Below are 12,942 nucleotides of genomic sequence, written 5' to 3'. Positions count from 1 at the left end.
GGATTTTCCTCTGGGGTAAATAATTAGTTTTCCACACCCCTTGCCCCAAGTTTACAAGCTGTGGAAAAGTCGGAAACCCCAACCGTTATTCAACTGAGTAACTGTGGAATATGCAAATTAAGTTGTGGACAAAAATCTAAAATCTTTTGATTCAAATTAGATTCTTTTCGACTTGACCAAACACCCTCGAAGGCCCTAGATTTAGCTAGTTGAGCAGAAGTTGGAATCAACTGCCCAGTAAATACAAGGCCACTAGCCGACTGACCCGATTCCTCAATGATTTTCGGAGTGTAAACACATGAGCAAGCGCACTTTCCAGCCGAATAACCGTCGTCGTTCAAAGACTCACGGCTTCCGCCTTCGCATGGCAACTCGCGCCGGTCGCGCAATTTTGGCCGCCCGTCGCCGCAAGGGCCGCAAAGAACTTTCGGCCTAAACGCCCCCCATGCTCACTAGAGCAAACCGACTGGTTCGAGGGGACGATTTCCGGAAAGTAATGCGACAGGGAAAAAAACTCTCAACTAAGCATCTGGTCGGTTACCAGCTACTCGAAACCGAAAACCCAACCAGGTTTGGATTCGTAGTATCGAAAGCTTGCGGCGGAGCCGTCAAGCGAAATCAACTAAAAAGAAGGCTTCGAAGCATAGCTCGGGACAAGCTGGACCAGTTTCCAGCCGGTTCCCAGTTAGTGCTCAGACCCCTTCCAGGAAGCTCAGAACTTGAGTTTTCGGCACTGGAATCCGATTTCGATCGGGTTTTAGGGCTCAAATGAAGACTTTGTGGACGATTTGGCTAGTTCCTAGGAACCTGGTCATTTTGTTTCTAAAGGGATATAGAAAGTTCATATCCCCTCTTTATGGGGATGTGTGCCGGTATTACCCGAGCTGCTCGGCATATGGCCTAGGCCAGATCCAGCAGCGAGGCGTGATCGCGGGAAGTATTTGGACGATTCTTCGAATCTTCCGCTGCAACCCTTGGTCACAAGGAGGAATTGACCAGGTCAAAGACTCCGGCCAGAGATTTGTAGTTTTGGAAAACGGCTTTGTTGCAACAAAGCCCCAGGAAAGGTGAGAAATGGACTTTCTGTTCCCCATCAAGTGGGTAATTGAGCTGATTTTGGTGGGTTTCCACTCCCTTTTCAGCTTCTTCGGCCTCTCCCCTGACTCTGGGCTCAGTTGGGTGCTTTCAGTCGTTGGACTGGTTCTTGTAGTTCGATCGGCCCTAATCCCGCTATTTGTCAAGCAAATCAAGTCCCAGCGCAACATGATGATTGTGCAGCCGGAATTACAAAAACTCCAGAAAAAATACAAGGGTAAAAACGACCGCGAGTCCAGAGAGAAATTTGCCAAAGAGCAGATGGACCTTTACAAACGAACCGGCTCGAACCCACTTTCTTCCTGCCTGCCGCTCCTGGTCCAGATCCCTATCTTTATGGGCCTTTTCTTCACCCTGAACGATGCCCAGGCTCGAAAATCAGGCGTTGGCCCAATGAGCTCGGAGCTGGCCGTCCAATTCTCCGAAGCAACCCTGTTTGGAGCCAAGCTTTCCGAGACCTTCTTGACCGCAACCACGATCCAGGTCCAGATTCTGGCCGGCATCATGGTGGTTTTGATGTCTGCTTCTCAGTTCATCACCCAGAAGCAGATCATTGCCAAGAACCAGAACCCAGCTGTTCAGAACAGCCAGTACATGCAGACCCAGAAGATCCTGCTTTACATATTCCCGCTAATCTTTGTGATTTCCGGTGTGACCTTCCCGATCGCCGTTATCACCTACTGGCTAACCTCGAACTTCTGGACCATGGGCCAGCAGTTCATCGTTATACGCAACATGCCAACCGATGGCTCCCCTGCTTACCAGGCCCGAATTGAGCGCTTAGCCAAGAAGGGCAAGCTCCCGAAGGAGCTTCAGGAGAAGCTAGACGCCGAAGCAGCTGCCAAGGCAGCCGCCGAAGCCGAGGAAAAGACCCAGCGCGAGCAGCCAAAAGGCAAAAACCGCGCCAAAAAAGACGACAAGAAAAAGAAGAAGTAGGTAGCCATAAATGGCCGAATTAGATGAGAGCAAAGACCGCACCGTCAAGCAGCTAGAAGAAGAGGGCGATGTCGCCGCTGACTACCTAGAGGAATTACTTGACATAACTGATTTGGACGGCGATATTGACATCGACGTCCGCGAGGGACGCGCCTACCTGGCGGTGACCGCAGGCAAAGACTCCAACCTGGACCTAATCTCCCACCCGGACACCGTAGAAGCCCTTCAAGAGCTAACCCGCCTGGCCGTTCAGGTCAAGACTTCGAGCTACTCCAGGCTGATCCTGGACGTTGGAGGCTCCCGCCAGGCCAAGATCGACCAGCTGACCAAGGCAGTTTCCAAGTTCATCGACAAGGTCAAGGACACCGGCGAGCCACAGCACCTAAAGCCAATGAGCTCCTACGAGCGCAAGCTTGCCCACGATCTGATCGGCGATGCCGGACTGCACTCAGAATCTGAGGGCGAAGGCCGTGACCGCCACATCGTCATCTCAAAACCTGAATAGTTTCACGTGAAACATTTCGAGGCTGAGCCAGACACAGCCGAGGGGATCTTCGGCTCCCAAATTGGGCTAGCCAGGCAATATGCCCAAAAATTGGCAAACGACAGCGACGAGCTGGGGCTTTTAGGACCAAGAGAGCTAGACAAGATCTGGTCCAGGCACATCCTGAATTCGGCCGTGGTGGCCGAGCTGGTGAAAGCAGGGGAGCTGGTGGCTGATGTGGGCTCGGGAGCGGGACTTCCTGGAATACCAATGGCAATAGCCGCTCCAGAGACGGATTTTGTCCTAATTGAGCCAATGGACCGAAGGGCCAGCTGGCTCCAAGAGGTGGTTGACGAACTGGGACTGGAAAACGTCGAGGTGGTTCGGGCCAGGGCTGAAGAGGTCGAGGGCGGGCAATTTGAAGTGGTCACGGCCAGGGCCGTGGCAGCACTAGATAAACTGCTGAGGCTTTGCGTTCCGCTTTTGAAGCCAGGGGGCAGGGTTATTGCCCTGAAGGGATCCAAGGCTCCGGAGGAAATCCTGGATGCTAAGAAGCTTCAAAAGAAGCTCAAGATTGAAAGTTTCGAGATCGTGGTTTGTGGGGAAAAGTTTTTGGCTGAGCCCACATCGGTGGTTGAAACTAGACTAGATTCTTCACAGGAGAAATAGATGTCAGAGCAGCCAGCAGAATCAACCTCGGTTACCAAGCCGAGTGTTGTTGCAGGCCTGGGTTATCCAAACGGACGGGACGAAAGTTCTCCACAACCTACCGGTTGGCTTGTGGATAACTCCGACATCAAGGAGGTTTCACGTGAAACATCCTGATGATTTAGCTGGAGATCTAGCCGATTTCACAGATACCCCACTTGCTCGTGAGCTTGTGGAAAACTCTCGTCGTTTGGTCAATGTTGGGGCACAAACCGTAGCAAAACCTTCGGTTACCCGCATAATTACAATTTCTAACCAAAAAGGTGGCGTCGGAAAGACCACAACTACCGTCAATCTAGCCTCGGCTTTGGCCTCCAAGGGATTACAAGTTTTAGTAATTGACCTTGATCCTCAAGGAAACGCATCAACTGCATTGGGCATTGATCACCACGCGGATATTAAGAGCATCTATGAAGTTCTGATCGACGATGTCCCAATCGAAAAAGTAGTTCAGATTTCACCCGAGCGCCCAGGCCTTACTTGTGTTCCAGCAACCATTCACTTGGCCGGTGCCGAAATCGAACTCGTATCCCTTGTGGCTCGTGAACAAAGACTTCGCACCGCAATCGAAACCTATTTGAGCACCACCATGAACCCGCCGGACTATGTCTTGATTGACTGCCCACCGAGCCTGGGACTTCTAACCGTGAACGCATTCGTTGCAGCAAGAGAAGTACTGATTCCGATTCAGTGTGAGTACTACGCACTTGAAGGTCTTTCACAACTAACTCGTTCGATCGAAATGATTAGAAAGCACCTGAACCCAGAACTTGAGCTCTCAACAATTTTGTTGACAATGTATGACTCCAGAACCAAGTTGGCATCCCAAGTTGCCGATGAAGTAAAAACACACTTTCCAAATCAAGTGCTTTCAACAATCATTCCAAGATCGGTTCGCGTTTCCGAAGCACCTAGCTACGGCAAGACCGTAATTTCCTACGACCATTCTTCCCCAGGTGCAATCGCCTATATGGAAGCAGCAATCGAACTAGCAAACAGAGGAGCAAAACGTGGCTGAGAAAAAAGGCGGACTCGGTCGAGGCATCGGATCACTAATTCCAACCTCTGAAAAAAACTCAGAGCGACCAGTTGATGTTTTCTTTCCTGCCGGTGGAACCAAGGGCCCAGCTCTTGCAACAGTTCCAGGCGCACGCTTTGGTCACCTTGATGTAAACGCAATTGCACCGAACGCGAAACAACCAAGAAGTGTTTTTGAACCAGAAGCATTTAAAGAACTTGTTCACTCGATTCGTGAGCTCGGAGTTTTGCAACCGATTGTTGTTCGCGAAAAATCCGAAGGCAAGTATGAATTGATTATGGGTGAGCGAAGGCTGCGCGCATCCAAGGAAGCAGGGCTAACAAAGATTCCTGCGGTTATACGTGAAACAGAAGATCAAAACATGTTGCGCGATGCGCTGCTAGAAAACTTGCACCGTAGTGATTTAAATCCTCTCGAAGAAGCAAGCGCATATTCGCAGCTGCTAGAAGATTTTGGAATCACTCAAGAACAACTTGCTGACCGCATCGGAAGATCTCGTCCGCAAATTACAAACACACTTCGACTTCTAAAACTTCCTGCCAGCGTGCAGCGTCAAGTTGCAGCCGGTGTTTTATCAGCCGGTCACGCCCGTGCAATTTTGGGTGCAACCGATGCATCCCGAATGGAATACTTCGCAACCAAAACCATCAACGAAGGTTTGTCGGTTCGTTCCCTCGAAGAACTAGTTGGCTTTGATAAGCCAGAACCAAAAAAGCCAAAGATCAAGCAGGGAACCAAGCAGGATCTTCTGAAAGAAATTGCCGATGGTTTGGGCGATCAGCTGGACACCAAAGTCAAGATTGTTTTGGGCCGCAAGAAGGGCCAGCTCATAATTGATTTTGCAACAGTTGCAGATCTAAACCGCATCTTGGATCAAATCGGCTACAAGAAAAAGAACTAGCCGCGACCTTTGAGGGCTGCTTGCGCTAGCGCGTAGTAAACATCGCCAAGCGATGAGCCAGAAGCGATGATTGCTTGCGGCAACAAAGATGTCTCGGTAAGGCCCGGCAAAACATTCGCCTCTAAAAACCAAGGGACGCCTTTGGCGTCAACGATCATATCCACTCGGCATAAATGCCTTAGCCCCAGAGCCTGGTGAGCTTCAATAGCCATCTTCGCCGCCTTGGTGGCAATTGATTTGGTGAGCCTGGCTGGAACAAAGTAATCGGTTTCGCCGGCGATGTATCGCTCTTCGAAACCGAAGTGTCCAGAGCGCGGCTGAATCTCAACAGCCGGCAAGGCCACAGGTCCTGCTCCAGTATCGATAACGCCAACTGCCAGTTCGGTTCCCTCAACGAAATCCTCGATGATCGCCACATCGCAGTAAACATAGGCATCGATCATGGCCTGGTTCAGCTGCTCCTGCTTTTTGACAATCGTGACACCCTGAGCAGAACCCGAGCGGGCTGGCTTTACAACAACGGGCAAGCTCATGGACTTAGTGACAAGTTTTAGAATCGAGTCCGCTTCGAGCTCCCTGAATGTTTCACGTGGCAGGGTTATTGAACTCGGGGTTTCAATCCCAGCTCTGGATGCCAAAATTTTGGCAACCGACTTATCCCAGGCCAGCTTGGCTGATGCACCGGTGGCTCCAACAAAGGGGATTCCGGTCAAAGACAGAATGTCTCGCAAGGCGCCGTCTTCACCGCTGGCGCCGTGAAGCACTGGCCAAATAACATCGGGCTTGTCTTTTTTGAGGTTTTCTAGAAGCTCGTGATCAGGCTCGTGCATGATTACCTGCGCGCCCTTTTCAGCCAGGGCATCGGCAACTCGGCGACCTGATTTTAGGGAGATGTCGCGCTCGTGGGATATTCCGCCAGCCAAAACAACAATTTTTAGCTTGCCGGCTGGTTTGCTCGTTGGAGTCATGGCTTAGCCCTTCCCGAAGGTTTGTTGAAGATCGAGCTGCAGGTTGATCACGTTGCTTAGGCGCTTGATGCCTAAATCTATGCGTTCTGGTGTTGGGTAGGAATAGCAGATTCGAAGCTTGTTCTTACCCTGGCCATCTCCGTAAAACGCAGTTCCTGGCGTATAGGCAACCAGCTCTTTGACAGCGAGCGGAAGCATTGCCTTCGAATCCATGCCTTCTGGCAGATCAACCCAGAGGTAGAACCCACCATCGGGCTTAGTTGTTTTGAGTGTCGGAAGGTATTCCTTCATTGCCTTTAAGGCTGCATCTTTACGCTGCTTGTAAACACCGCGGAAAGTGTCGACCTGTTTTTGCCAATCGGCGGTTGCCAAGTATTCGGATATCAACATCTGAGAAAAAGCGCTCGGGCATAAAATTGCCGATTCTTGGGCAAGGACAAGTTTTTCTCTAATCGGGGGAGGAGCTAGAACATATCCCACGCGGAAACCAGGAACCAGGATCTTAGAAAAAGATCCAAGATAGATAACGTTGTCATCCATTGAGCGCAGCGCCTTCGGCGGCTTCTTGTCAAAATACAAAAGCCCGTAAGGGTTATCCTCAACAACCAAAATTTTGTTGCGCTTCGCGATGGCTAAAATTTCTGGCCTGCGCTTGGCAGAGAGAGTCACACCAGATGGGTTAGCGAAGTTTGGAACAAGATACAAAAGCTTGATTTTCTTGTTTGCTTTTTTGAGCTTCGCAATTGCTTGCTCGAGCGCCTCGGGCGACATCCCATCGTTGTCTGTGTAGACATGCTCAACTTCAGCTAGGTAGTGACGGAAGATTCCGAGTGCACCAACATAAGAAGGTCCTTCAGCGATAACAACATCGCCTTCGTCCAAAAACAATCCGGCAAGTAATTCAAGTCCATGCTGCGAACCAGTTGTAATTAGAAGATCTTCAACACTGGATTGAATTCCCTCAAGCGCCATGATGTCGTGGATTTGTCCACGCAGTGTGATATCTCCTTGACCCCCGCCATACTGCAGCGCCATGTCACCTTTAGCGGACATGAGCTTTTCGAAGCTTTCGGTGATTAGTTCTTTTGGAAGTGAAGAAACATTTGGCATTCCGCCAGCAAGGGAAACTACTTCTGGTCTTGAGACCACGGCAAAGAGAGCTCGAACTTCAGAAACTGAGAGGGAGCCTGCGCGCTTGGCGTAGCTATCGATCCAGTGATCGAATCTTTCGCCTGTTGGTTTTGCCATGGCTCACTTTGGATTATCGGGAAACAAGGTTTCCCACAATCTTAGCTAAGCCAGGAACGCAGCTAAATCTTCGACGATTGCGTTCTTTGGTCGTGCTCCGACCATTTGCTTCGCGATTGTGCCGCCCTGGAAAACTGCCATCATCGGAATACCGGTGACGCCGTACTGCATCGCAAGCTGTGGCTCTTCGTCCACGTTTACTTTTACGATGTCGATCTTGTCTGCGTACTCGGTTGCGATCTCGTCAAGAATTGGTGAGACCATGCGGCATGGGCCACACCACTCAGCCCAGAAATCAACCATCACTGGCTTCGGGTTATCCAGCACATCGGCTTGGAAGGATGCTGTGGTGACGTTCTTGGCTGACATGGTTTCTCCTTTGGGTGATGTTTCTAGTGTGAGGCGATGTAGTGCTCGGCGTCAAGGGCAGCAACACAGCCAGATCCAGCAGCGGTGATGGCCTGACGGTAAGTCGGGTCAATAACATCGCCGCAAGCAAAGACACCTTCGATTGTGGTCTTTGAAGAGCGTCGATCGACCTTGATGAATTTATCGCTTGTTAGCTCAAGCTGGTTTTCAACCAACCAAACTCTGGGGTCATTTCCAATGGCAATAAATAGCCCATCTAGATCCATTTGAGATTCTTCACCGGTCACGGTGTCCTTAAGTCTCACGCCGGTTAGCTTTGGATCACCAAGAAGCTCCTCAACGCCCTTGTTCCAGATGAACTCAATCTTCGGATTGGCAAAAGCACGATCTTGCATGATCTTGGAAGCTTTTAAGCTGTCGCGACGGTGAATTACATAAACCTTGCTAGCGAAGCGAGTAAGGAACAGCGCTTCTTCCATAGCCGAGTCGCCACCGCCAATAACAGCGATTGTCTTTTCTCTGAAGAAGAAACCATCGCAGGTGGCACACCAGCTAACGCCGTGACCAGAAAGGGCCTTTTCGTTAGGCAGTCCTAGTTCGCGGTAAGCAGCACCGGTTGCCAAGATAACGGCCTTGGCTTCGAATATCTCGCCGTTGCCGCACTTCACGATCTTTGGATTCGCCTTTAGATCGACTTCGACGACGTCCTGCAGCAAAATTTCAGTTCCGAAGCTTTCGGCCTGTTCTTGGAACTTGGCCATCAGGTCAGGACCCATTAGTCCCCCTGGAAAACCTGGGAAGTTCTCAACTTCGGTGGTCTTCATTAGCTCGCCACCAGGCTCAACGCTGGAAGCAATCATGAGTGGCTTGAGCCCTGCTCTTGCCGCATAGATTGCAGCGGTGTATCCGGCGGGGCCGGATCCGATGATGATTACTTCGCGCATTTAATTACTCCAAAACGAGCCTATAAATTTCTAGGCACCTAGCCAACAACCAAGCTTAGCGGCGCAGTATTCCAGCGATTCCGTCAAAGGCGGTGTCTATCTCTGGAACCTTGAGTAGCTTCAAGGTTGCCACGTAGGAAACAAGCATCAGCATTCCAGCCGTGAAGATAACCCCCACCGCACCGGCGATGGTGTCGATCGCGAAGCTATCCTCGCGAATGCCACCAAGAAAAACAATGGAAGCGGTTCCAACCGCGAAGGTGACAAACCCAGCAACTATTACTCGAAGCGTTAGGGCGTGGCCTTTAGGCGGTGCCCCAATTTCCCCGATTCTTCTTCGAAGAAGTAAGTAAGCAGTCAAAGCCTGAATCAAAATGGTGAAGCTGGTTAGTCCCGCAAGGGACATAACCAGGAATTGTGATTCCATGTTGAAGAACAGATAAATCGAACCTGCGATATGAAAAACAATTTGCACCGAGGTAAATACAAATGGAGTTCGAGTATCTTCCAGAGCGTAGAAAGCTCTTTGGAACATAAACACCATTCCAAAAGGAATCAAACCAAACATGGTTGCGAACAACACGTTCCCTAAGGCAACGGTTGAGGCAAACTCCCCGACAAACACTCTTGCTACCGGAAGTGACAGAAGAATCAGCGCAATAGAAGAAAAGGTATTTACCAAAACAACTATGCGAAGCGATGAGCGCAAATCAACCTTCATCAAATGAATCTGCTTTTTCTGAACGTGCTCGCTCATTTTTGTAAAGTACGCAGTTGCAACCGAAACGGTGACCACCGAGTGCGGAAGCATGAAAATTAGCCACGCAATTACCATCGCGGCAATCGATGCAATCGCAGGTCCATCACCTCGGTCAGCAACTGCGCGCGATGCAACAACTGTTTGAACAAGCCCACCGATTTGAGAAACCAAAACCATTGCTAGTGACCAACCGGCAGCTTTGATTGCAGGCCTTAGTCCAACACCGCGCCAGGAGAAGTTGAAAGAAAACTTAATTCCGATTTTTCTCCAGGCAAAAAACAATATGAAAGCCTGGGCCATAACACCCAAAGTTGCAGATCCCGCCAACAGTGAAATCTCTGACTGCGTCCAGTCCTCAACGGTTCGTGCTCCGGTGGGGTCAGCACCGAAAATGACAAGAAAACCAATCCAACCCAAAAGCCCAACTAAGTTGCTAAGTACCGGTGCCCACATGTAAGGACCGAAGTAGCTTCTAGCATTTAGCACTTCACCAAGCATTGAGTAGAGTCCATAGAAAAACAGCTGCGGTAAACACCAGTAGGCAAAGGCGGTTGCCAGTGCTAACTGGCCAGCAGACCAACCGGTTGTGTAGATGGAAACTAAAATGGGCGCCGCCAGTGTGGCGGCAACGGTGACCACGGCAAACACCGTTATCGCCAAAGTCAAAAGCCTGTCGATATAGCCGTGGCCATCGTCGTCGTGGCTGCGAGCTTTAACAATCTGTGGAACTAGAACTGCCGAAAGAACGCCACCGGCGATAATCGCGTAAACGTTATTGGGCAATTGATTGGCAACACCAAAGGCGTCGGCGGCATCTGTTGTAACACCAATAGTTAGCGCCAGAACAACGGTTCTAACAAAGCCGAGAATTCGGGACGCTATGGTGCCACTGGCCATGATGATGGAAGATCTGGCAACGCCCATGAAAAATCCTTAAGAGGTTTTTCTTCGCCGCAGGGTTCGAATAACACCGATTGACATCAGCACCGCCACGAAGCTCAAAAACAACACTATTGCCGCCGTTTCGATATCTGGGTTAACGGTGAGATTTATCGGCACCCGATCCCCAAGCTCGCGACCAGATAGCGCCGTTAGCCAAGAAACCAGCACCACGTTGCCGCTACCAATTGCCCTAATTGGAAACTGCGCATTGACGGTTGTTCCAGCCGGAATGGAAAGCTGCATGGTGGAATCTTCCACAACAAGTTTTGCCGAACTGGACTTCAAATTCACAATCACCTGAACTTCACCGGCCAGGGTGTTGGTCACCGCAACCGGAAGAGAAGATTCACGAGATACCAGGTTGATTCCAGAGCCCTTAACAATTGATACTGCACCAGCGTCAGTTTCGGTAAGGGTTGCAGGTAGGGCAGGAGCTGCCGCTAAAACGGTGGAGGCGGCTACGGCGATGATCAGAATCAGGGCTATTTGCCTAATGTTCTTTTTCAACTTCGTGCCTCAATAAGTTCTATCGCCAATTTTGCAATTCGCTTTTCATTGCCATGAGAAAGCCTAGCCAGCAGCTCGGATACCCGCACCCACTCCAACTGGGATGCTTCTTTGTGCGGGTCTTTATCGAAGGAAAGCTCGCCGCCGGTTTGCTGCATCAAATACACATGAACTGTCTTGCTGATCTTTGATCCATCTTGGATGAATTGGTAGTTCACTTCTCCAAGGTGCTGGATTACTTGTGCTTCCAGCCCGGTTTCTTCAAACACTTCTCGAAGGGCTGCTTGCTCGCTAGTTTCGTCTTGCTCGAGGTGACCTTTTGGAATACACCACTCAAGTTTTCCGCCGCGATTAAATCGGGCCATAAGAGCTACAAGAGTCGGGTCAGACTTTGAAATCACAAACCCACCGGAAGATACCTCGGTGTGGTTTGATTTGGATTCCATTGCACAATTCTACCGAACGAGAAAATCTCCATCTCGGCTTGCCCAAAGGCCCTAAAAAGGCTGGTGTGGCAAGCTGGTAGCGATGGAAACCGCCGACGCAATGAAAAACCTAGAGCAAGTGACTTCAACTGCTCTATTGGAAAAACTTGGGAAACTGTTTTCAGATTCCGGTTTTGAACTTGCTCTGGTTGGTGGTCCAGTAAGAGATGCAATCCTTGGACGAGTAGCTCCCGATGTTGATCTAACAACGAATGCAACCCCCGACGAAATCCTTGCGCTTATCAAAGGCAAAGTTGACACCCACTGGGAAATTGGAAAAGAGTTTGGAACTATCGGCGTCCGCATCGGCGACGATCAAATTGAAATCACAACTTATCGAACCGATGCTTACGATCCAGATTCTAGAAAACCCGAAGTTCGATTCGGCAAAGACCTAAACGAAGATTTAAAGCGCCGCGATTTTACAGTCAACTCAATGGCACTTACCCTTCCAGAGCGAAAATTCGTCGACCCCTTTGGCGGGCTTAGAGATCTGATGGACCAGGTGCTAAAAACTCCTGGCAAACCAGAAGACTCTTTTGGTGATGACCCGCTTCGTATGCTGCGCGGAGCGCGCTTTGCTTCTCAATTGGGTTTTGAAATTGAGCCAGAAACTTTTGAAGCAATGCAGTCGATGCGTGAGCGCCTAAGCATTATTTCCGCAGAGCGTATTCAAGCAGAACTACAAAAACTCATGCTTGGGAAATTTCCTCGCAAGGGACTAGAAGCACTTGTTGACTCAGGGCTTGCAGAGATCGTGTTGCCGGAGCTTCCTGCGCTAAAACTAGAAGTCGACGAACATCACCACCACAAGGATGTCTACGAGCACACCCTCAAAGTTGTCGAGCAAGCTATCGACTACGAAAAGGATTACCAGCTAGAGCCAGATTTCACGCTGCGCTTTGCAGCTCTGTTGCACGATATCGGAAAGCCGGCAACCAGGAAACTAGAACCCGGTGGAGCGGTTAGCTTTTACCACCACGATGTGGTGGGGGCAAAGCTTGCCAAAAAGCGCATGAAGGAACTTCGCTTTGATAACGACACCATCAAAGCGGTTTGTTCCTTGATTGAGCTTCACCTGCGCTTTTTTGGATACAGCGATCAGGCTTGGACCGATGCCGCTATAAGAAGGTATGTTCGCGACGCCGGCGATCAGCTTGTAAGACTGCATATCCTTACCCGTGCCGATGTCACCACCAGAAACCAAAGAAAAGCTGACCTCTTATCTCACGCTTACGACGATCTGGAAGCGCGCATAGAGAAGGTAATGGAACAAGAAGAACTAAACGCCATGCGCCCGGATCTAACCGGCGAGCAGATCATGGAAATCCTTGGAATTCCTGCTGGTCCTGGGGTCGGAAAAGCCTATAAATACCTTCTTGAGCTTCGAATAGAAAATGGCCCCTTGGGCCCGGAGGCCGCCAAAAAGGCCTTGCTTGAGTGGTGGCCTAAGGGCTAGAGTAGGGAAGTTGCCTGAATCTTGGGCAGCAGATGTCATTTATACCCTCCTGTCATGGAACGTCCATGGCCGCTCTAGTCCAAAGGAGGTGGGTTAG

General features: G+C 50.2%; 17 protein-coding genes. 10 read left to right on the top strand and 7 right to left on the bottom strand.

Going from position 1 to position 12,942, the window contains the following annotated elements:
• Positions 1-298: 298 nt before the first annotated feature.
• From rpmH to AC8GDC_RS06430, 9 genes are read left to right on the top strand one after another with little or no spacing between them, the layout of a single operon-like run.
• A complete protein-coding gene (gene rpmH / locus AC8GDC_RS06470; protein ID WP_506557835.1) occupies positions 299-436 on the top strand; it encodes a 50S ribosomal protein L34 in 138 nt (45 codons plus the stop codon).
• 9 nt (positions 437-445) lie between these two features.
• The gene (gene rnpA / locus AC8GDC_RS06465; protein ID WP_506557834.1) at positions 446-772 is read left to right on the top strand and encodes a ribonuclease P protein component; all 327 of its coding nucleotides are present in this window, start codon (positions 446-448) and stop codon (positions 770-772) included.
• Positions 769-1,071, top strand: coding sequence for a membrane protein insertion efficiency factor YidD (gene yidD / locus AC8GDC_RS06460; protein ID WP_506557833.1), 303 nt, complete (start codon positions 769-771; stop codon positions 1,069-1,071). The genes rnpA and yidD overlap by 4 nt, the downstream gene beginning before the upstream one ends.
• A 3-nt stretch (positions 1,072-1,074) precedes the next feature.
• A complete protein-coding gene (yidC, locus tag AC8GDC_RS06455; protein WP_506557832.1) occupies positions 1,075-2,031 on the top strand; it encodes a membrane protein insertase YidC in 957 nt (318 codons plus the stop codon).
• Between the two features lie 10 nt (positions 2,032-2,041).
• Entirely contained in the window at positions 2,042-2,536 is a 495-nt protein-coding gene (locus AC8GDC_RS06450) for a Jag family protein (RefSeq protein WP_506557831.1), read from the top strand.
• A gap of 6 nt (positions 2,537-2,542) precedes the next feature.
• Positions 2,543-3,184 (top strand): 16S rRNA (guanine(527)-N(7))-methyltransferase RsmG, encoded by a 642-nt coding sequence (gene rsmG, locus AC8GDC_RS06445; RefSeq protein ID WP_506557830.1) that lies wholly within the window; start codon positions 2,543-2,545, stop codon positions 3,182-3,184.
• Positions 3,185-3,340, top strand: coding sequence for a hypothetical protein (locus AC8GDC_RS06440; protein WP_506557829.1), 156 nt, complete (start codon positions 3,185-3,187; stop codon positions 3,338-3,340).
• Positions 3,327-4,241, top strand: a complete 915-nt coding sequence (locus AC8GDC_RS06435; RefSeq protein ID WP_506557828.1) for a ParA family protein — start codon at positions 3,327-3,329, stop codon at positions 4,239-4,241. Before AC8GDC_RS06440 ends, AC8GDC_RS06435 begins: the two co-directional genes overlap by 14 nt.
• On the top strand, positions 4,234-5,163 hold the full coding sequence (locus AC8GDC_RS06430) for a ParB/RepB/Spo0J family partition protein (protein WP_506557827.1): 930 nt from the start codon (positions 4,234-4,236) through the stop codon (positions 5,161-5,163). The genes AC8GDC_RS06435 and AC8GDC_RS06430 overlap by 8 nt, the downstream gene beginning before the upstream one ends.
• Here AC8GDC_RS06430 and AC8GDC_RS06425 read toward each other — a convergent pair.
• From AC8GDC_RS06425 to AC8GDC_RS06395, 7 genes are read right to left on the bottom strand one after another with little or no spacing between them, the layout of a single operon-like run.
• The gene (locus AC8GDC_RS06425; protein WP_506557826.1) at positions 5,160-6,131 is read right to left on the bottom strand and encodes a D-alanine--D-alanine ligase family protein; all 972 of its coding nucleotides are present in this window, start codon (positions 6,129-6,131) and stop codon (positions 5,160-5,162) included. The genes AC8GDC_RS06430 and AC8GDC_RS06425 overlap by 4 nt on opposite strands.
• 3 nt (positions 6,132-6,134) lie before the next feature.
• Complete coding sequence (locus AC8GDC_RS06420; RefSeq protein ID WP_506557825.1) at positions 6,135-7,379, bottom strand: aminotransferase-like domain-containing protein; 1,245 nt, start codon at positions 7,377-7,379, stop codon at positions 6,135-6,137.
• A 45-nt stretch (positions 7,380-7,424) separates the two neighbouring features.
• Positions 7,425-7,748 (bottom strand): thioredoxin, encoded by a 324-nt coding sequence (gene trxA, locus AC8GDC_RS06415; RefSeq protein ID WP_506557824.1) that lies wholly within the window; start codon positions 7,746-7,748, stop codon positions 7,425-7,427.
• 23 nt (positions 7,749-7,771) lie between these two features.
• A complete protein-coding gene (gene trxB, locus AC8GDC_RS06410; protein ID WP_506557823.1) occupies positions 7,772-8,692 on the bottom strand; it encodes a thioredoxin-disulfide reductase in 921 nt (306 codons plus the stop codon).
• Between the two features lie 55 nt (positions 8,693-8,747).
• Complete coding sequence (murJ, locus tag AC8GDC_RS06405) at positions 8,748-10,376, bottom strand: murein biosynthesis integral membrane protein MurJ (RefSeq protein WP_506557822.1); 1,629 nt, start codon at positions 10,374-10,376, stop codon at positions 8,748-8,750.
• 9 nt (positions 10,377-10,385) lie between these two features.
• On the bottom strand, positions 10,386-10,901 hold the full coding sequence (locus AC8GDC_RS06400) for a DUF6049 family protein (RefSeq protein ID WP_506557821.1): 516 nt from the start codon (positions 10,899-10,901) through the stop codon (positions 10,386-10,388).
• A complete protein-coding gene (locus AC8GDC_RS06395; RefSeq protein WP_506557820.1) occupies positions 10,898-11,347 on the bottom strand; it encodes an NUDIX hydrolase in 450 nt (149 codons plus the stop codon). Before AC8GDC_RS06395 ends, AC8GDC_RS06400 begins: the two co-directional genes overlap by 4 nt.
• 82 nt (positions 11,348-11,429) lie before the next feature.
• Here AC8GDC_RS06395 and AC8GDC_RS06390 point away from each other — a divergent pair, with 82 nt between their 5' ends.
• Entirely contained in the window at positions 11,430-12,845 is a 1,416-nt protein-coding gene (locus AC8GDC_RS06390) for a CCA tRNA nucleotidyltransferase (RefSeq protein WP_506557819.1), read from the top strand.
• The last annotated feature ends 97 nt before the right edge of the window (positions 12,846-12,942 follow it).

It is taken from the genome of Rhodoluna miladensis (SeqCode) (genome assembly GCF_965234705.1).
Lineage (GTDB): Bacteria > Actinomycetota > Actinomycetes > Actinomycetales > Microbacteriaceae > Rhodoluna > Rhodoluna miladensis.
The sequence above is the reverse complement of the archived record's forward strand: the minus strand, read 5'-3'. Positions and strand labels throughout refer to the sequence as shown.